Annotated in this window: 14 protein-coding genes; 6 read left to right on the top strand and 8 right to left on the bottom strand. The window is 73.2% G+C overall.

Going from position 1 to position 19,621, the window contains the following annotated elements; translation table 11 throughout:
• Window positions 1-13: 13 nt before the first annotated feature.
• The 4 genes from GA0070604_RS04005 to mfd all read right to left on the bottom strand — a co-directional run bounded on the left by GA0070604_RS04005 (window position 14) and on the right by mfd (window position 7,261).
• A complete protein-coding gene (locus tag GA0070604_RS04005) occupies window positions 14-1,633 on the bottom strand; it encodes a DUF885 domain-containing protein (RefSeq protein ID WP_091114342.1) in 1,620 nt (539 codons plus the stop codon).
• Window positions 1,634-1,732: 99 nt separating this feature from the next.
• Window positions 1,733-2,722, bottom strand: a complete 990-nt coding sequence (locus GA0070604_RS04000) for a nucleoside triphosphate pyrophosphohydrolase (RefSeq protein ID WP_091114339.1) — start codon at window positions 2,720-2,722, stop codon at window positions 1,733-1,735.
• Between the two features lie 2 nt (window positions 2,723-2,724).
• On the bottom strand, window positions 2,725-3,498 hold the full coding sequence (locus tag GA0070604_RS03995; RefSeq protein ID WP_091114336.1) for a SurA N-terminal domain-containing protein: 774 nt from the start codon (window positions 3,496-3,498) through the stop codon (window positions 2,725-2,727).
• A 118-nt stretch (window positions 3,499-3,616) separates the two neighbouring features.
• Window positions 3,617-7,261, bottom strand: a complete 3,645-nt coding sequence (gene mfd, locus GA0070604_RS03990; RefSeq protein ID WP_091114333.1) for a transcription-repair coupling factor — start codon at window positions 7,259-7,261, stop codon at window positions 3,617-3,619.
• A 136-nt stretch (window positions 7,262-7,397) separates the two neighbouring features.
• Between mfd and GA0070604_RS03985 the strand changes: the two genes are divergently transcribed.
• Together GA0070604_RS03985 and GA0070604_RS03980 are read left to right on the top strand one after the other, a co-directional pair.
• Window positions 7,398-8,306 (top strand): helix-turn-helix domain-containing protein, encoded by a 909-nt coding sequence (locus GA0070604_RS03985; protein WP_091114331.1) that lies wholly within the window; start codon window positions 7,398-7,400, stop codon window positions 8,304-8,306.
• 316 nt (window positions 8,307-8,622) lie between these two features.
• The gene (locus tag GA0070604_RS03980) at window positions 8,623-9,309 is read left to right on the top strand and encodes a cyclase family protein (RefSeq protein WP_244161734.1); all 687 of its coding nucleotides are present in this window, start codon (window positions 8,623-8,625) and stop codon (window positions 9,307-9,309) included.
• Between the two features lie 172 nt (window positions 9,310-9,481).
• Here GA0070604_RS03980 and GA0070604_RS03975 read toward each other — a convergent pair whose 3' ends face one another.
• Entirely contained in the window at window positions 9,482-10,522 is a 1,041-nt protein-coding gene (locus GA0070604_RS03975) for a S66 family peptidase (protein WP_091114328.1), read from the bottom strand.
• An 83-nt stretch (window positions 10,523-10,605) separates the two neighbouring features.
• On the opposite strand from GA0070604_RS03975, the gene GA0070604_RS03970 reads away from it, so the two are divergent.
• Both GA0070604_RS03970 and ppc read left to right on the top strand, forming a co-directional pair.
• On the top strand, window positions 10,606-11,661 hold the full coding sequence (locus tag GA0070604_RS03970) for a hypothetical protein (RefSeq protein ID WP_091114326.1): 1,056 nt from the start codon (window positions 10,606-10,608) through the stop codon (window positions 11,659-11,661).
• Window positions 11,662-11,785: 124 nt separating this feature from the next.
• Complete coding sequence (gene ppc, locus GA0070604_RS03965; protein ID WP_091114322.1) at window positions 11,786-14,572, top strand: phosphoenolpyruvate carboxylase; 2,787 nt, start codon at window positions 11,786-11,788, stop codon at window positions 14,570-14,572.
• Between the two features lie 84 nt (window positions 14,573-14,656).
• Here ppc and GA0070604_RS03960 read toward each other — a convergent pair whose 3' ends face one another.
• Window positions 14,657-15,505 carry a hypothetical protein gene (locus GA0070604_RS03960; protein ID WP_091114319.1) on the bottom strand — a complete coding sequence of 283 codons (849 nt, stop codon included), beginning with the start codon at window positions 15,503-15,505 and terminating at the stop codon, window positions 14,657-14,659.
• A gap of 78 nt (window positions 15,506-15,583) precedes the next feature.
• Here GA0070604_RS03960 and rmuC point away from each other — a divergent pair, with 78 nt between their 5' ends.
• Window positions 15,584-16,726, top strand: a complete 1,143-nt coding sequence (rmuC, locus tag GA0070604_RS03955; protein ID WP_091114315.1) for a DNA recombination protein RmuC — start codon at window positions 15,584-15,586, stop codon at window positions 16,724-16,726.
• Window positions 16,727-16,818: 92 nt separating this feature from the next.
• Here the strand turns inward: rmuC and GA0070604_RS03950 are convergent, their stop codons facing one another.
• Window positions 16,819-17,211: a hypothetical protein gene (locus tag GA0070604_RS03950; protein ID WP_091114312.1), complete on the bottom strand. Its 393-nt coding sequence runs from the start codon at window positions 17,209-17,211 to the stop codon at window positions 16,819-16,821.
• A gap of 41 nt (window positions 17,212-17,252) precedes the next feature.
• Complete coding sequence (locus GA0070604_RS03945; RefSeq protein WP_091114308.1) at window positions 17,253-18,242, bottom strand: 4-hydroxy-3-methylbut-2-enyl diphosphate reductase; 990 nt, start codon at window positions 18,240-18,242, stop codon at window positions 17,253-17,255.
• Window positions 18,243-18,406: 164 nt separating this feature from the next.
• Between GA0070604_RS03945 and xseA the strand changes: the two genes are divergently transcribed.
• Window positions 18,407-19,621, top strand: coding sequence for an exodeoxyribonuclease VII large subunit (xseA, locus tag GA0070604_RS03940; protein WP_091114304.1), 1,215 nt, complete (start codon window positions 18,407-18,409; stop codon window positions 19,619-19,621).

Here is a 19,621-nt window from a genome sequence, read left to right as displayed (position 1 = left end):
AAGGGGCCCTTCCTTACACCCGCAGCAGGGTGCGCAGGTGGCGGGGCGGCGGGCAGTCGTGCGCCAGCATCGCGTCGTGCCAGTCGCGCACCGACACCCCGGCGGGGCGGGCGCGGGCGATGTCGGCCATCTCGCTGTACCCGACGAAGTACGTGGAAAGCTGGGTGGAGGTGAGCAGCGCCCGCCGCCACTTGCCGGCCGCCTCGCCCTCCTCCTGGAAGCCGCGCCCGGTCATCAGCGCCATCGCCTCCGCCTCGGGCATCCCCTCGCAGTGCACGAGCTGGTCGAGCAGCGCGTTGATGGTCATCCGGAGCTGCATCTTGAGCTGCTGGAGCCGGACCGGCAGGCCGCCGAAGCCGAGGCCGGCCATCACCTCCTCGGCGTACACCGCCCAGCCCTCGACGAACACCCCGGACTCGGTGAGCGCCCGGACCCGGGTCGGGCCGGCGTACCGGCGGGCGTGGGCGAGCTGGAGGAAGTGACCGGGCATCGCCTCGTGCACGGTCAGGTTCCGGATCATGTGGTCGTTGTACTCCCGGTAGAACGACTCGACCCGCTGGGCGGGCCAGTCCGCCGGGGTGGGCGCGATGCAGTAGAAGGTCGGGACGTTCGCCGTCTCCAGCGGGCCGGGCGAGTCGCAGTAGGCCACCGCCACGCCCCGGGCGAACTCCGGCATCTCCTGGATCACGCACGGGTCGTCGACCAGGCTGACCACGTCGTGTGCGCGGACGAAATCGGTCGCCTCGTCGAGGGTCACCGAGGCGAGGTCCACGATCGTGGCGTCGTCGGGGTGCTCGGCGGCGAGCAGGTCCAGCGCCCGGCGTACCGTCGCGTCGTCGGCCGGGCCGCCGACCAGCTCGACGGCCGCCTCGCGGATCTCCGCGGTCACCCGCTCAAGGTTGGCCCAGGCCCGGCGCTGGATCTCGGCGGCGCTCAGCTCGGTGTCCAGGGTGTGCCAGAGTCGCGCCTCCCAGCGCCGCCGGCCCAGCCGGGGGTCGCGCCCCGGGCCGGCGTCGGCGGTCAGCCCGATCCGCAGCCAGGCCACGAACTCCTCTAGCGCGGCGATCGCGGCGGTCACCGCCGGCTCCACCCGGCCATGCAGCGCCGGCGCCTGGGCGAGCAGCGCCGGCACCTCGTCGCGGATCAGCGCCGCCGTGCCGGTGAACTGCCCGACCGCCGTCTCCGCGTGGATCCGCGGCATGTCGCGCAGCGTCGCGCGCGCGGTCGCCAGGGCGTCGGGTACGGCCGCCAGCCGCCCGGCGAGCTGCGTCAGCCGCTCCTCGACGGGCGCGTACGGGCGGGCCAGCAGGGCGTGCAGCAGCGGACCCGGGTTGTGCCGCAGCGGGTCCCACTCGTGGGCGCGGATCTCGGCCAACTCGAACAGCCCCTGGTCGACCATGCTGCTGAGCAGCGCGTGGTCGACGCGTTCCTCGACGTCGAGCGAGTCCGGGTCGATCTCGGAGAGGGCGTCGGCGGCGTCCCGCAGCATCGCCTGGTCGTCGGCGAGGGCGTCGGCGGACAGGTCTGGCAGCCGGTCGTCGTACCGATGGTCCCCGGCGGCGGTGGCCAACCCCGGCCGACTCTCCAGCAACGCCTCCACGATCCGCTCAGCCAGCGGCACAAACGCCTCCATGCCGACGACCCTACCGACCTCCCCGCCTCCCGGCCGCCGCACCGGTGATCATGAAGGTGTTGTCGTCCGGCACGGCGGATCGCGACAACACCGTCATGATCAAGTGGATTGGTCGGGGGCGGCGCGTTCGGCGCTGCGGACGGCCTCCGCGTAGGCGAGGGTGGTGCGGCGGAGGGCGGCCTCCGGGTCGATCCCGGCCTGCCTCGCGGCAGCTACGGTGGCCAGGAGGCTGGCGCCGAGTCTGGCCTCGGGGTCCACCTGGGACTCGGCCAGCGGTGGCGGCACCGCCAGGCCGATCCGGCCGGCCCGGTCCAGGATCTTCGCGGCCAGGGCCAGCGCGGGCTGGCTCATCGCGATGCCGTCCAGCACCGACTCGCGGGTCTTCTCGGCCCGCTTGATCCGCTCCCAGTTCGCCTCGATCTCCTCGATCGAGCCGGCCTCGGTCCCGGCGAAGACGTGCGGGTTGCGCCGGACCATCTTGTCGACCAGGCCACCGGCCACGTCGTCGACGGTCCACCGCTCACCCTCCGGCAGCTCCTCCGCGAGCCGGGCGTGCAGCAGCACCTGGAGCAGCACATCCCCCAGCTCCTCGCGGAGCGCGTCGGTGTCGTCGGCGCTGATCGCGTCGTACGCCTCGTAGCACTCCTCCAGCAGAAATCCGGCGAGGCTGCGGTGCGTCTGCGCCCGCTTCCACGGGTCACCGCCGGGAGAGGCGAGCCGGTCCATCACCTCGACCGCGTCGAGCAGCCGGGCCCCCGGCGGGTCCCACGAGCCGTACATCAGCTCCAGCTCGGCCAGGCCCGGCTCGCGGGCCAGCCGCAACCCCAGCTCCCGGGCCAGGGCCTCGTCACCGGTCGGCCCGGCCAGCCAGACCGCCGTGCCGTGCGCCGCCGCCGCGTCGAGCAACGCCTGGGTGGCACCCTCGGCCAGCACCGTGACCTCGGCGCCCGCCGACCGGACCGCCCTGGCCAGCTCGCTCTCCGCGCCGGTCAGCACCTGAGCGGAACGTACGACGTCCCAGGCGGGCGCGGTCAGCAGGCCGGCCGGCAGCCGCGGCGAGGTGACCAGCAGGACGATCCGTGCGGTCATGCTCAGTGGGCGGTCGGGTCGCTGGTCTCCGCTGCCTCGGGGGTCGAGATGTCGGTGACCGGGCCGTCGTGGTTGATGAAGGGCAGCGAGTAGAAGACCAGCGACTGGCCGGTGCTGACCACCGACGGCACGCCGATCTGCCCGTACTTCGGGTTGATCGAGGCGCCGGACTTCTCGGCCTCCTCACGCAGGGCCGAGCTGAGCGCGGTGGCGCTGCGGACGAAGCCGCCCTCGCCGAACGACCGCCGGACGTCGGCGACCGACATTCCGGAGCGGATCGCGCCGGTCTTCACGAGCGCCTCGTAGACGGCCATCACCGCGTCGTCGCTCAGGTCGGCGGGCGGCAGATTCTGCTGGAGCGCGTCGGAGAGATCCACCCACTCGCCCCACAGCTTCACGTACTCGGTGGTGGCCGGCATCTGGAGCTGCTGCTGGAGCTGCTCCGGGGAGAGCTGGTCGCGGACCTGGATCCCCTTCTCGTCCGCCAGGCGCTTGCCCAGTTCGACGCTGACCAGCAGGTTCAGCACGTCCTGGCGGGTGACCGAGGAGCGCAGCTCCTCGGGCGCCGGCGTGGCACCCATCTGCTCCCGCTGGCTGCGGACGGCGTCGGCGTACTGCGCCTGGGCATCGTCGTAGATCTCGTTGACCCGGTCGACGGTGAACGTCCGGTCCCCCACGTAGGCGGCGACGCTCGGGGCGGACCGGCCGCAGGCGGCGAGGGAGAGGACAGCGAGGGCCGCGACGCTGGCGGCGGCGATGAGACGGCGAGCACGCATGACGGCCACTCTCTCATGCCCGACAAGCTGTTGTGACGCCGCCCACCGCACCGGAGCGGCTAACCCGCCGTCGGGCTCACCGCGCCGCCGCCCGGGCTCACCGCGCCGCCGCCCGGGCTCACCGCGCACCGGCCCCGGCCGGCTGCGCCACCGCCGGTTCGCCGAGCACGTCCTTGAGCAGCTGGGCGCACCACTCCAGCAGCGCCTGGTCGCGCAGCGGCTCGCCACCGACCCGGCGGGTGCTCGGCCGGGGCACGCTGACCTGGTCGAGCGCCTGCTTGTAAACCGAGTCCGGGTGGTAGCGCTTGAGCCGCAGCTGCTTCGAGTCGGGCAGCGGCAGCGGGCTGAACCGGAGGTGCTTGCCCTGCATCGAGACGTCGGTGAGGCCGTACCGGCGGGCCAGCAACCGGAACCGGGCCACCGCGACCAGGTTCTGCACCGGCGCGGGCGGCTCGCCGTACCGGTCGGTCATCTCGGCGACCACCTCGCGCAGCCGCTCCTCGTCGCGGGCCTCGGCGAGCTTGCGGTACATCTCCAGCCGCAGCCGCTCGACCCCGACGTAGTCGTGCGGCAGGTGCGCGTCGACCGGGAGATCCACCTTGACCTCGGTTTCCTCCTCCGCCTGCTCGCCCTTGAACGCGGAGACCGCCTCGCCGACCATCCGCACGTACAGGTCGAAACCGACGCCCTCGATGTGGCCGGACTGCTCGCCGCCGAGCAGGTTGCCGGCGCCCCGGATCTCCAGGTCCTTCATCGCCACGTACATGCCGGCACCCAGCTCGGTGTGCTGCGCGATGGTGGCCAGCCGCTCGTGCGCGTTCTCGGTCAGCGGCTTGTCGGCCGGATAGAGGAAGTACGCGTACGCCCGCTCCCGGCCCCGGCCGACCCGGCCCCGGATCTGGTGCAGCTGGGCCAGGCCGAGCAGGTCGGCCCGCTCCACGATCAGGGTGTTGGCGTTCGGGATGTCGATGCCGGACTCCACGATCGTGGTGCAGACCAGGACGTCGAACTCCTTCTCCCAGAAGCCGACCATCACCTTCTCGAGCGATTCCTCGCTCATCTGGCCGTGCGCCACCGCGACCCGGGCCTCGGGCACCAGCTCCCGGATCCGGCGGGCCGCCTTCTCGATCGACTCCACCCGGTTGTGCAGGTAGAAGACCTGCCCGTCGCGAAGCAGCTCACGATGGATGGAGGCGGCCACCTGCTTGTCGTCGTACGCCCCGACGAAGGTGAGCACCGGGTGCCGCTCCTCCGGCGGGGTGGCGATGGTCGACATCTCCCGGATGCCGGTGATCGCCATCTCCAGGGTGCGCGGGATCGGGGTAGCCGACATGGCCAGCACGTCGACCGAGGCGCGCAGGGTCTTCAGGTGCTCCTTGTGCTCGACGCCGAAGCGCTGCTCCTCGTCGATGATGACCAGACCGAGCTGCTTGAACCGGGTGGACGCCTGGAGCAGCCGGTGGGTGCCGATGACGATGTCGACGGTGCCGTCGGCGACCATCGTCAGGGTCTGCTCGGTCTCCTTCGGCGTCTGGAACCGGGAAAGTTGCCGGATGGTGACCGGGAACTGGCTCATCCGCTCGGCGAAGGTGTTGTAGTGCTGCTGCACCAGCAGGGTGGTGGGCACCAGCACGGCCACCTGCTTGCCGTCCTGCACCGCCTTGAACGCCGCGCGGACCGCGATCTCGGTCTTGCCGTACCCGACGTCGCCGCAGATCAGCCGGTCCATCGGGACGGTCTGCTCCATGTCCCGCTTGACCTCTTCGATCGCGGCGAGCTGGTCCGGCGTCTCCTGCCAGGGGAAGGCGTCCTCCAGCTCCCGCTGCCACGGGGTGTCCGGGCCGAAGTTGTGCCCCTTGGACGCCTTGCGGGCGGCGTAGAGCTGGATGAGCTGCGCGGCGATCTCGCGGACCGCCTTCCGGGCCCGGGCCTTGGACTTCTGCCAGTCCGAGCCGCCCATCTTGTGCAGCGTGGGCTGCTCCCCGCCGACGTACCGGGAGAGCTGGTCGAGTTGGTCGGTGGGGACGAAGAGCCGGTCGCCGGGCTGGCCGCGCTTGCTCGGCGCGTACTCGATGACCAGGTATTCCCGGCTCGCGCCGTTGACGGTGCGCTGCACCAGCTCGACGTACCGGCCGATGCCGTGCTGCTCGTGCACCACGTGGTCGCCCGCCTTCAGCTCCAGCGGGTCGATGGTGTTGCGCCGCCGGCTGGGCATCCGGCGCATGTCCCGGGTGGAGGTGCCCCGGCCACCGGTCACGTCGTCGCCGGTGAGCAGCACGAACCGGGACACCTCGTCGACGAAGCCGGCGGTCAGGCGTCCGCAGGAGACCAGCAGCTCGCCGGGGGCGGGTGCGGCCGGCACCTCCTCGGTGAGCCGGGCGCCGAGACCGGCGTCGCGGAGCACCTCGACGGCCCGCTGGGCGGGACCATGCCCCTCGAAGACCAGCGCGACCGACCAGCCCTCGCCGGCCCAGCGCTTGAGGTCGTCGACCACCCGGGCGGTCTCGCCGTGGTAGAGCGGGGCGGGCTGGGCGGCCAGCGTCACCGCGATCGCGTCGTCCGGGGTGACGTCGACCTCGGTCGGCTCGTCCTCCCACGGCTGCCGGGCCGGGGCGGCCTCCGCCTCGACCAAACCGAACGGCGCGAGGGTCCACCAGGGCTGGCGCAGGGCGCGGGCCGCCGCGCGTACGTCGGCCAGGGTGCGGAAGGCGGCGGCGCCGAGGTCGACCGGGGCCTGGCCCCCGACGGCGGCCGCGGCCCAGCTCGCCTGGAGGAACTCCTCCGAGGTACGCACCAGGTCGTGCGCCCGGGTGCGGATCCGCTCCGGGTCGCAGAGCACGACGTGGGTGCCGGCCGGCATGCAGTCCAGCAGCAGCTCCATCGAGTCAGCGCCGATCAGCGCCGGGGCGAGCGACTCCATGCCCTCGACCGGGATGCCCTCGGCGAGCTTGTCGAGGATCTCGGCCAGCTCCGGGTGCTCCCCGGCGAGCGCGGCGGCCCGCTTCCGCACCGCCGGGGTGAGCAGCAGCTCGCGGCAGGGCGGCGCCCAGAGCTGAGCGACCTGCTCGATGGTGCGCTGGTCGGCGACGGCGAAGGTGCGGATCTCCTCCACCTCGTCGCCCCAGAACTCGACCCGCGACGGGTGCTCGTCGGTGGGCGGGAAGACGTCGAGGATGCCGCCGCGCACGGCGAACTCGCCCCGCTTGGTGACCAGGTCCATCCGGGCGTACGCCATGTCGGTGAGCCGCCGGGCGACCTCCTCCAGGTCCGCCTCGTCGCCGGCCGCGAGCTGCACCGGCTCCAGGTCACCGAGCCCCTTGAGCTGCGGCTGGAGCAGCGACCGGACGGGTGCCACGACCACCCGCAGCGGCCCGGTACGGCCCTGGGCGTCCGCCGCTTCGGGGTGAGCCAGCCGGCGCAGCACGGCCAGTCGCCGGCCGACCGTGTCGGAACGCGGCGACAGCCGCTCGTGCGGCAGCGTCTCCCAGGAGGGGAAGACGGCCACCTGTGCGGGCTCCAGCAGGCTGCCCAGCGCGGAGGCGAGGTCGTCCGCCTCGCGGGTGGTCGCCGTCACCGCCAGCACCGGGCGTCCCGCGCCGCCGGCCGGCTCGTCGGCCGCGACGGCGGCGACGGCGAACGGGCGCAGCGCGGCCGGGGCGGTGATGTCGAGGCCGTCGACCTGGGCGGCACCGGAGCGCGCCAGGTCACGCGCCCGGGCCAGCCCGGGGTCGGCCAGGGCGGCGGAGAAGAGTCCGGTGAGCATCTGTGATCACTTCCAGCGAAAGGTCGACGCACGGCGATGACCCCTCGTCCGGCCAGACGGGGGGTGCACCTGTCGAGACTATCCCCCGGCGGGGACAATCCGGGTGGCGCCGCGTACGTCGCACAGGGGAGGAACGATGCCGGAAGGGGTCGGCAGTGATCCCAGGAGACGGACCAGCCCCGGACGGTGGAAGGTGCTGGGCGTCCCGCAGGGCATGTTGTTCTACCAGGTCAAGTGCATCGTCGAGGACCCGGGCTGGCACGGGCCGACGTTCGAGGGCGGCCACCGCCTGTTCCTCGGCCGCGCGGGTGCCGCCCAGGTTCGGCTCAACGGCCGGGTCTTCCTCACCGACGCCACCACCATCTGGCTGACCCGGCCCGGCGACGAGCTGGCCAGCAGCCACCCGCACGGCGACGGCGACGTCTACAGCTGCCTGGAACTCGCCCCGCAGGTCCTCGCCGAACGCCCCGACACCGAAGAGTGGCTGCACCGGCGCGGCTGGTGGGGCAGCGTCGACGGGCGGCTGGACCTCGAACACCGGATGCTCGTGGCCCACTGCCAGCGCGGCATCGACCAGTTCGAGGTGGCCGAACGGCTGCACCGGTTCCTGGGCCGGTTACTGAGCCGGACGCCGCTGGGCGTGGGCGAGCCGGGCGCGGAGATCGAACGGGCCATCGGCCGCAGGCCGGCCACCCTGGCCGCCCACCGGCGGCTGGCCGACCGGGCCCGCGAGGTGCTGGTCGCCTCCGACTTCCGGATCGGGCTGACCGAGGTCGCCGAGCAGGTCGGGTGCTCGCCGCACCACCTGAGCCGGGTGTTCCAGCGGGTGACCGGCGACAGCCTGACCGCGTACCGGAACCGGCTGCGGGTGCGGTCGGTGCTGACCGTGCTGGCCGACGGGGACGGGCCGCCGCTGGGCGAGGTCGCCGTCGCGCACGGCTTCGCCGACCAGGCCCACCTGACCCGGGTGGTCCGGGAGCAGGTCGGTCACCCGCCGGCCCGGCTGCGCCGGCTGTTCGCCGCCCACGACGCGGGCCCCGCCTGAGCAGCGCGGTCACCCGAACCGCGCAAAATTCTTCAAGAACCGGCCCGGCCACGCCCCGAGGATGGATCTCGTCAGTCCGGGCTCTGGCCGCCGGGGAGGGAAGCGCGCCGAGCAGGGGATCGCGGACCTGTTCGGGGAGGTCCGAGCCCCGAACCGGGCCTCCTGGCGGCTCGCCCCCGGCGTGCCCCGCCGAGGTGCCGCACTCCCCCCAGTGCGGCACCTCACCGCACGCGCCGCGCCGCGCCCTCCTCGCCGGCCTCGGCCCGCCCGTTGCCGGGATCTTGACCGTCGGACGCCGGCGTGCTGCGCTGAGGGCGTGACAGGGCAGCAACGGGCGCGGTTCGTCGAGTTGAGCCATGTGATCACCGACGGGATGATCACCCTGCCCGGCTGGCAGCCGCCCCGGATCAGCGACTGGCTCACCCGCGAGCAGTCCCGAGCGAGGTACGCGCCGGGGGTCGAGTTCCATGTCGCCCGGATCGACATGATCGCGAACACCGGCACGTACCTGGACACGCCGGCGCACCGGTGGGCCGACGGCCCGGATCTCACCGGAATCCCGCTGGACCGGCTCGTCGACCTGCCCGGGATCGTGGTCCGGGTGCCGGCCGACACCCGGGCGGTGGACCGCTCGCTGCTGGCGCCGTACGACGTCTCGGGGCGGGCGGTGCTGCTGCACACCGGTTGGGACGCCCACTTCGGCACCGACCGGTACGCCGCCCCTGACGCGCCCTATTTGACGGGGGACGGTGCCGACTGGCTGGTCGAGGTCGGGGCCGCCCTGGTCGGCATCGACTCGATCAACATCGACGACATGACCCCGGCCGCCGCCGGCAAGCGCCCGGCGCACAGCACCCTGCTCGCCGCCGGCATCCCGATCGTGGAGCACCTGACCGGCCTGGGCGGCCTGCCTTCGGAGGGGTTCCGGTTCACCGCCGCGCCACCGATGGTGGCCGGCATGGGCACCTTCCCGGTCCGCGCCTTCGCCGCGATCGACACCTGACCCCGCCTCGGCCGCCCGGCCCCGCGCCTCGGCCGCCCGGCCGGGGTCAAGATCCACTCCAGATACGTGACGTAGCGGCATCCACGGCCGTCGAGACCGCTACACCGCGCAACTGGAGTCGATGTTGCGACTCGGTGCACCGGGCGCCGGCGTATTCGGCTGGGCCAGGGGATCAGTAGCGCACCGAGATGCGGCGCTCGACGGCGTCGACCCGGATCTCCCCGCCGTACGGGATGATCAACTGCGGGTCGGTGTGGCCGAGGTCGACGTCGAAGACCACCACCGGGTCGTCGGCGTAGTCCGCGAGCGCCCGGGTGACCGCCTCCCGCTGCGCCTCGCCCCACTCCCGCCGCTGCTCCGGCGTGTGCGGCCGGTCGAAGTCCCACGCCTTCGGGCGGCCGACCACGATCGCCGGGAAGGCGGCCAGCAGGCCACGCTCCCCCATGTTGCGCACGATGCGGAAAACCTCCTGGGCGGTGGGTAGCTCGTTCGAGGTCTCGACGACCAGCACCGACCCGGCCAGCTCCGCCGCCGACGGCACCCGGTCGGTCGCCATCAGCCAGTGCAGGATCTCCAGGCAGCCGCCCCAGGTACGGCCCTGCACCACGGTCGCCGACCCCTGCCAGCGCCAGCTCTCGCCGGGGAGCATCGCCGGCTCGTACGCCAGCGTGGACGGATCCCGCCAGTCGTTGGGCTGGTCACCCCATTCCGTCGCCGGGGTCAGCTCGTACCAGCCGGAGGTGAACAGGGCGGCGCGCAACGAGTCGAAGGTGAGCGGGTGCGGCTTGCCGGGCCGGCCGAGATGCACCAGCACCGAGCCGCCGTGGTACGCCACCATGCCCAGCCGGTACAGGTGGTTGAGGATGTTGGTGTTGTCCGAGTAGCCGTAGTACGGCTTCGGGTTGGCCCGCAGCACCTCGTCGTCGAGGTGCGGAGTGACCGTGATCAGGTCGTCCCCGCCGACCGTGGCCAGCACGGCGGTGATCGTCGGGTCGGCGAAGGCGGCGGTCAGGTCCCGCGCCCGGTCCCGCGGGTCGGCTCCCATCCGCCGGGTGGTCGGATACTCCACCGGTTCCAGCCCGAACTCCTCGCGGAGCCGGCGCAGCCCCAGTTCGTACACGTGCGGGAAGAGGCCGGGCAGGCCGGCGGAGGGCGAGACGACCGCGACCCGGTCGCCCGGCCGGGGCTTGGGCGGGTAGCTGGGGAGGCTCATGATCGGACGCTATCCGGTCGGGCCAGCGATTTACGCCAGGGAAAGCTCCCATCCCGGGCATTGCGGGTTAATAGGCTGAGCCGATGGACGAGGCGGAGCGGGACCTGCCAATGCGCGACTGGCTGCCGCGCACGGTGGGGCTGGTGGTCGGCACGCTGGCCCTGGCCACCGCGTTCATCGCGGCCTACGTCGGGGCGCTGCACAAGCCGACCCCGCAGGACGTGCCGGTCGGGGTGGCCCGCGGCGACCAACGCGCCGAGGCCGTGCTGACCGCGGTCCGGGCGCGCACCGACGCGATCAAACCCATCCGGTACGACAACCAGGACCGCGCCGTGCAGGCCCTCACCGACCGCGAGGTCTATGCGGTGCTGCACTCCGACCCGGCCGGTGGCCTGACCCTCGCGACGGCCAGCGCCGCCGCGCCCGCCGCCACCGACCTCGTCACGCAGGTGCTCGGCCAGGCCGCCCGGCAGGCCAACCTGCCACTCCAGGTCACCGACGAGGTGCCGGTCTCCGCCAACGACCCGCGCGGGCTGGTGCCGTTCTACCTGGCCGTCGGCCTGGTGCTCGGCGGCTACCTGGCGTCCACCGCCCTGGGCGTCTCGCTCGGCACCGCGCCCCGCGACCTGCGCCGGGCCGGCCTGCGGATCGGCACCCTCGCCGTACACGCGGTGCTGCTCGGGATCATCGGTGCGGTGCTGGTCGGGCCGGTGATGGACATCTGGGACCACAACGTCCCCGCGGTCGCCCTGGTGGGCGCGCTCACCGTGTTCGCCGCCGGCATGGTCGCGGCGGCGGTGCAGGGCTGGCTGGGACTGCTCGGGACCGGGCTGGTGATCCTGCTGCTGGTGGTGCTCGGCAATCCCGGCTCGGGCGGCATCTACGCCCCGGAGTTCCTGCCCGCCTTCCTACGCGGGATGCACCGGTGGAACGTCCCCGGACTGGCCACCGACCTGCTCAAGGCGGCCGTCTACTTCGACTGGCGGCCCGCACGCTGGCCGCTGGTCGGGCTGCTGGTCTGGGTCGCGCTCGGGATCGTCGGGCTGCTCGGCGCGACGGCCTTCCGGGCGCGCCGACGCGCGGCCCGGGCCAGGAAGGCCCGCCTGACCACGCCCGGCAGGCCGATGGCCGATGGCTGAACCGGCGTGCCTGTCCCAGAGTGCAGATCATCACGCCGTCCCCCTCCTGCCGGACGGCCCGACGCGGATACGATCCAGGGAGTCGGACAGCGCTGTCCTTCGTACTCGCGTAAGGAGCGCACCCGTGACCGACCAGCACGACCACGACGGCCCGGACGCCGCACTGCGGGCCGACATCCGCCGCCTCGGCACGCTGCTCGGGCAGACCCTCGCCCGACAGGAGGGCCGACCGCTGCTCGACCTGGTCGAGGAGATCCGCGCCCAGGTCCGATCCGACGCCCCCGCCGCCGCCCAGCGCCTCGCCGGACTCGACGTCACCACCGGCACCAAGCTGGCCCGCGCCTTCTCCACCTACTTCCACCTGGCCAACATCACCGAGCAGGTGCACCGGGCCCGTGACCTGCGCCGGCGCCGAGCCGTGCACGGCGGCTGGCTGGACCAGGCGGCCCGGATGATCGCCGAGCGGGGGGTGCCGGCCGAGGAGATCGCCGCGGTGGCCCGCCGGCTCGCGGTACGCCCGGTCTTCACCGCCCACCCGACCGAGGCGGCCCGCCGGTCGATCCTGTCCAAGCTGCGCGCCGTGGCCGACGAGCTGGACGCCGAGACCGCCAAGGCCATCCTCTACGGGGCCAGCGACGAGGGCCCGGCCAACCGGCGGCTGGCCGAGCTGCTGGACCTGATGTGGCAGACCGACGAGCTGCGGCTGGACCGACCGGACCCGACCGACGAGGCCCGCAACGCCATCTACTACCTGCGCGACCTCTACGCCGAGGCCGCCCCGCAGGTCCTCGACGACCTCGCCGACACGCTGCGCACCCTGGGGGTGGAGACCTCGCCGACCGCCCGCCCGCTGACCTTCGGCACCTGGATCGGCGGCGACCGGGACGGCAACCCCTTCGTCACCCCCACGGTCACCCGCGAGGTGCTGCGCATCCAACACGAGCACGGCATCGAGGCCACCGAGAAGGCGATGGACGCGCTCATCAGCGAGGTCTCCGTCTCCCGCCGGCTGCGCGCGGTCTCGCTGGACCTCTCCGCCAGCCTCGCCGCCGACCTGGACGCGCTGCCCGAGGTGGCGCCCCGGTTCCGCCGGGTCAACGCCGAGGAGCCGTACCGGCTCAAGGCGCGTTGCGTGAAGGCGAAGCTGGCCAACACCCGGGAGCGGCTGCGCAACGGCACCCCGCACGTCCCGGGGCGGGACTACCGCGGCTCGGCCGAGCTGATCGCCGACCTGGAGCTGCTGCGCGCCTCGCTGGCCCGCAACTCCGGGCAGCTCACCGCCGTGGGCCGGCTCGCCTCGACGATCCGTACGGTGTCCGCGTTCGGGCTGCACCTGGCGACCATGGACGTCCGCGAGCACGCCGAGGCGCACCACGCGGTCCTCGCCCAGTTCTACGGTGCGGTCGGGGAGGTGTCCGACTACCCGTCGCTGACCCGGCTGGAGCGCACCAAGCTGCTCGCCGACGAGCTGGCCGGCCGCCGGCCGCTCTCCACCCTGGACAGCCCGCTCACCGAGAACGCGCAGAAGACGTTCGACGTCTTCGCGGCGATCCGGGAGGCGCAGGACCGGTTCGGCACCGAGGTGATCGAGTCGTACATCATCTCGATGACCCTGGGCGTGGACGACGTGCTCGCCGCGGTGGTGCTGGCCCGCGAGGCCGGCCTGGTCGACGTGCACAGCGGCCGGGCCCGGATCGGCTTCGTCCCGCTGCTGGAGACCCCGTCCGAGCTGAACAGTGGCGGCGAACTGCTGGACGAGCTGCTGTCGCTTCCCGCCTACCGGGCGCTGGTCGCGGCCCGGGGCGACGTGCAGGAGGTGATGCTGGGCTACTCCGACTCCAACAAGGAGGCCGGCATCACCACCAGCCAGTGGTCGATCCACCGGGCCCAGCGCGCGCTGCGCGACGTGGCCGCCCGGCACGGCGTGCACCTGCGGCTGTTCCACGGCCGCGGCGGCACGGTGGGCCGGGGCGGCGGCCCCACCCACGACGCGATCCTGGCCCAGCCGTACGGCACCCTGGACGGCGCGATCAAGGTGACCGAGCAGGGTGAGGTCATCTCCGACAAGTACACGCTGCCCGCGCTGGCCCGGGAGAACCTGGAGCTGACCGTCGCCGCGGTGCTCCAGGCGACGCTGCTGCACACCGCGCCCCGGCAGCCGGCCGAGATGCTGGAACGCTGGGACGCCACCATGGACGTGGTCTCCGAGGCGGCGTTCCGGTCGTACCGGTCGCTGGTCGAGAATCCGGACCTGGCCGCGTACTTCTGGGCCTCCACCCCGACGGAGCTGCTGGGGGCGCTCAACATCGGCTCCCGGCCGGCGAAGCGGCCGAACACCGGCGCCGGCCTGGCCGGCCTGCGGGCCATCCCGTGGGTGTTCGGCTGGACCCAGACCCGGCAGATCGTGCCCGGCTGGTTCGGCGTGGGCTCCGGCCTGGCCGCCGCGCGGGCCACCGGCCTGCAGGACGTGCTCGCCGAGATGCACCGCAACTGGCACTTCTTCCGCACGTTCCTGTCGAACGTGGAGATGATGCTGACCAAGACCGACCTGAGCATCGCCCGCCGGTACGTGGAGACGCTGGTCCCGAAGAAGCTGCACCCGATCTTCGACAAGATCCAGGAGGAGTACGAGCTGACCAAGCAGGAGGTGCTGGCGGTCACCGCCTCACCGGCGCTGCTGGAGAACTCGCCCGTGCTCCAGCGCACCCTGGCCGTGCGGGACACCTACCTGGAGCCGCTACACCACCTCCAGGTGGCGCTGCTGCGCCAGTACCGCGACTCCGGTGCCGCCGGCCGAGCGGTGGCGACCGCGCCCGGGGGCCGCCGCGCCCCGAACGACGGTACGGCGCTGGAGCGGGCGCTGCTGACCACGGTCAACGGCATCGCCGCCGGCATGCGCAACACCGGCTGAGGTGCAAGGAGGGGCCCCCTGTTAACGGATTCCGCAGAGCAGGGGGCCCCTCTTAACACAACTGCGCCGCGCGTGGGCCGGGCGTCACCAGTCGCCGCCGCCGAAGTCCCCGCCGAAGTCGCCCCCACCGAAACCGCCGAAGTCCCCGCCGCCGAAGCCACCGAAATCGCCGCCGGAGAAGTCGCCGCCGCCCTGGCCGCCGGCGAAGTCGCCACCGCCGAGCTGGTCGCCGCCGAAGTCGCCACCGGCCTGGTCGCCGTAGCCCTGGCCGTCACCGAAGCCGTCCTGGAACCCCTCCTGGTAGCCGGCCTCGTAGCCGTGGCCGGGGTCGCCGAAGGCGGGCGAGAAGAGTGCGTCGGCGATGAGCATGCCGCCGAGCACGCCGGCACCGGCACCGAGCGCGGTCTTCCACCACGGCGTCGAGTACCAGCCGGCCGGCACCCGCCGCCCCTGCCACGTGCCGCCAGGGTAGTAGTACGGCGTCTGGTTGCCCGGTGTCGGCCCGGCCCGGTAGGTCTGCCCCTGCACGTTGACCTCGCGCTCCCTGGTCAGCATCCCGGCGCCCCGAGCGGCGGCCAGCGACGGCAGCTCCGGCCCCGGGTCGATGCCCATCGCGGTCCGCGCCGCCCGGATGTACGCCAGCCCCTCGAGCGCGGTCTCCCGGGCCAACGCGAACTGGTGCGGGGTACGCGCCTGCTCCAGCTGGGAGCCGGCCGCGTTGTACCGCTCCCCCGCGTCGGCCAGCGCCTGGCGTACCGCCGGGGCGTCGCCGTGCAGGTTCATCAACTGCCCACCGAGCCGTTCGTACCAGCGCTGCGCCTCGGCTCGGGCGTCGGCCAACTCGGTGTCTCGCCGCGACCTGCTTCCCGACCGCCAGAACACCAGCGCACCTCCGAGCATCAGCACCAGGACAAGGCACAGCACAGCTCTCATCACTCGACGGTACCCACCCGAGTCACGTCGTACCCGTTTGGCAAGCTTCAGAGGGTGACGAGCTTCGCAACGCTGGCCATGGTGATCGTCTGTCTCGCTGCGGGTGGCGCGGTGGGCTGGCTGGCCGCCCGAGCCCGGTCGGCGGCCGAGGTGGCCCGGCTGGAGGCGACCCTCGCCGCCGCCCGGGCGGGTGAGGGCCGGCTGGAGCAGTCGATGCGGGCGCTCAGCTACGAGGCGACCGCGCAGTCCCAGGAGGCCGTCGCGCGGGCGGTGGCCCCGCTCCACGACACCCTCCGGCGTTACGAGCAGCGCGTCACCGAGCTGGAACGCGACCGGGTCGACGCGTACGCCGAGCTGCGCGAACAGGTGCGGGCGATGGGCACGGTCTCCGGTGAACTGCGCACCGAGACCAAGCAGCTCGTCGCGGCGCTGCGCGCCCCGCAGGTCCGGGGGCGCTGGGGCGAGCACCAGCTGCGCCGGATCGTGGAGGCGGCCGGCATGCTGGAGCACTGCGACTTCAACGAGCAGGTCACCGCCGCCACCGACCACCAGGGGGTACGCCCCGACCTGGTGGTCCGGCTGCACGGTGGCCGGACGGTGGTGGTCGACGCCAAGGCGCCCTTCGACGCGTACCTGACCGCGATGGAGGCGCGCGACGAGCGGGGGCGGGACACCCACCTCGACGCGCACGCGCGGCACCTGCGGGCGCACGTGGACTCGCTGGCCGCCAAGTCCTACTGGGCCGCGTTCGACCCGTCCCCCGAGTTCGTGGTGCTCTTCGTACCAGCCGATCCGTTCCTCGACGTGGCGTTGCAGCGCGACCCGACGCTGCTGGAGCACGCCTTCGCCCGCAACGTGGTGCTGGCCACACCGGCGACCCTGGTGGCGCTGCTGCGTACGGTGGCCTACTCGTGGCGGCAGGAGGCGCTGGCCCGCAACGCCGCCACCGTGCACACCCTGGCCCGCGAGCTGTACGGGCGGCTGTCCACCCTCGGCGACCACGTCGGCAAGCTGGGCGCGTCGTTGGGCGGGGCGGTGACCGCGTACAACCGGGCGGTCGGTTCGCTGGAGGCGCGGGTGCTGGTCAGCGCCCGCAAGCTCGCCGAGCTGGGCGTCTCCGACCAGGAGCTGCCCACCCCGCCCCAACTGGAGCTGGCCCCCCGCCAGCCGCAGGCCCCCGAACTCCTCCCGACCGACCCCGCCGAGCCACCCCGCCGGTGATCAGGAAGTTGTTGTCGCGACCGCCGAGGCGGCGACCAGCAACCTCATGATCAACCAGGCGGGCCAACGGCGGGCGGCGGGCCCGTGGGCGGTCAGGCGGTCTTGGCCGACTCGACGACGAAGGGAATGCCCTGCTGGCAGGTGGTCATCAGGTCCGGCTGTGGATGGCCGGTGACGGTCACCCGAGCGCCCGCCTTCAGCACGTCACGCGGGCCGCCGACCAGCAGGTTGCCGTCCAGCAGCAGGCAGTTCGGCTCCACGCCGGCCTGCACGGTGCCGCTGAGGGTGGTGACGCCGGGCGAGGTCGGCGCCGGACCGGTCGGTGCCGTCGGGTCACTCGGGGTGGCGCTGGGCTCGGAGCTGGGTGCGCTGGTCACCGGGCCTCCTGTCGGGCCGGAGCTGGCGGGCTCGGTGCCCGGGCCGGCGCAGGCGCTCAGCGCCGCCCAGGCGAGCAGGGCGACGAACGCCGTCCGAGGAGTCTTCATGAGCGGTTGGACGTATCCGGCGGGCGATTCGTTCCGGCCCGTCAGCCGCGTGCGGCCGCGGCGGCCTTCAGGTCCCGCTTGAGCTCCTGCGGCAGCGAGAAGGTCAGCCGCTCGTTGGCGGTGGTGATCTCCTCGACGTCGGTGAAGCCCCGCTCGGCCAGATACGCGAGCACCTGCTGGACGAGTTCGTCCGGCACGCTGGCACCGGAGGTGACGCCGACCGTACGGGCGTCGGCCAGCCAGGCTTCGTCGATCTCGTGGGCGAAGTCGACCAGGTGCCCCGCGCGGGCACCCGCGTCCACGGCCACCTCGACCAGGCGTACCGAGTTGGACGAGTTGCGCGAGCCGACCACGATCACCACGTCGCAGTCCGCGGCGATCTCCTTCACCACGTGCTGACGGTTGGAGGTGGCGTAGCAGATGTCGTCGCTCGGCGGCGACTGGAGCAGCGGCAGCTTCTGCTTGAGCCGGGCCACGGTCTCCATGGTCTCGTCCACGGAGAGGGTGGTCTGGGAGAGCCAGACGACCTTGTTCGGGTCACGCACGGTGACCTTGTCGACGCCGTCCGGGCCGTCCACGAGCTGGATGTGCGCGGGGGCCTCGCCGGCGGTGCCGATGACCTCCTCGTGCCCCTCGTGACCGATCAGCAGGATGTCGTAGTCCTCGGCCGCGAACCGCCGGGCCTCCTGGTGCACCTTGGTGACCAGCGGGCAGGTCGCGTCGATCGCCTTGAGCGAGCGCGCCTTCGCCTGCTCGTACACCTCGGGAGCGACGCCGTGCGCGGAGAAGATGACGGTGGCGCCCTCGGGCACCTCCTCGTTCTCCTCCACGAAGATCGCGCCCTTGGCCTCCAGGGTCCGCACCACGTGCTTGTTGTGCACGATCTGCTTGCGGACGTAGATCGGGGCGCCGTACAGCTTCAACGCCTCCTCGACGGTCTGCACCGCCCGGTCCACGCCCGCGCAGTAGCCGCGGGGCTTGGCCAGGAGCACGCGCTTGCCGGTCTGGGGAGTCGTCTCAGCCTCAGTCACCCGACCATCGTACGTGCCCGATCTTTCCCCGACAGCGGCTGCGACCCGCCAGGGCCGCCCCCACCCCACCCCAGATCGCGTCGATCAAGAGGTTTACGTCTGGAAACGCCCGGCCTCCGGACGCGAACCTCTTGATCGTCAGGGGTGGGCCGTAGGGTGGGCGGGTGAGTGACGGGGGACAGAGCACGTCGGAGGAGCCGTGGCCGGTCCGGGTGGTCAGCCAGAAGATCGGCGCCTGGATCGCCCGGCTGGGCTGGGTGTGGGTGGACGGGCAGGTCGCGCAGATCAGCCGCCGGCCCGGCGCGACCACGGTCTTCCTCACCCTGCGTGACCCGTCGGCCGATCTCAGCCTGACCGTCACCACCAACCGGGACGTACTCGACGCGGGCGCGCCGGAGCTGCGCGAGGGCGCGCGGGTGGTGCTGCACGCCAAACCCGAGTTCTACGCCGCACGGGGCACGCTCAGCCTGCGGGCCGACGAGATCCGCCAGGTCGGGCTGGGCGAGCTGCTGGCCCGGCTGGAAAAGCTCAAGAAACTGCTCGCCGCCGAGGGGCTCTTCGACCGGGCCCGCAAGCGCCGCCTGCCGTTCCTGCCCGGGCGGATCGGCCTGATCACCGGCCGTGCCTCGGCCGCCGAGCGGGACGTGCTGACCAACGCCCGGCGGCGCTGGCCGGCGGTGGAGTTCCGCACGGTCAACGTCGCGGTGCAGGGGCCGGGTGCGGTGCCGCAGATCGTGGACGCGCTGAAGGTGCTCGACGCCGACCCGACGGTCGACGTGATCGTCATCGCCCGGGGCGGCGGCAGCATCGAGGACCTGCTGCCCTTCTCCGACGAGGCGCTCTGTCGGGCGGTCTTCGCCTGCCGGACGCCGGTGGTCAGCGCGATCGGCCACGAGACGGACGCGCCGCTGCTGGACTACGTCGCCGACCTCCGCGCGTCGACGCCGACCGACGCGGCGAAGCGGATCGTCCCCGACCTCGCCGAGGAGGTACGCCTCATCGGCCAGGCCCGGTCCCGGTTGGAGCGGGCGGTCCGCAACCTGGTCGACCGGGAGCAGCACCGCCTCGACCTGCTCCGCTCCCGGCCGGTGCTGGCCCGCCCGCAGGTGATGGTCGACCAGCGGGCCGCCGACGTCGCCGCGCTGCGCGACCGGGCGGGCCGCTGCCTGGACCACCGGCTCGACGCCGCCGCCGACGACCTGCGGCACACCCTGGCCCGGCTGCGCGCCCTCTCCCCGGCGGCCACCCTCGACCGGGGGTACGCGATCGTCCAACGCGCCGACGGCCAGGTGGTCCGGGCCGCCGGCGAGGTGACCAAGGGCGACCCGCTGCGGGTACGCCTCGCCGAGGGCGAGCTGACCGCGACGGTCGACGGCTGA

Origin of the sequence: Micromonospora eburnea, assembly GCF_900090225.1 — a bacterium.
Taxonomy (GTDB): domain Bacteria; phylum Actinomycetota; class Actinomycetes; order Mycobacteriales; family Micromonosporaceae; genus Micromonospora; species Micromonospora eburnea.
The sequence above is the reverse complement of the archived record's forward strand: the minus strand, read 5'-3'. Positions and strand labels throughout refer to the sequence as shown.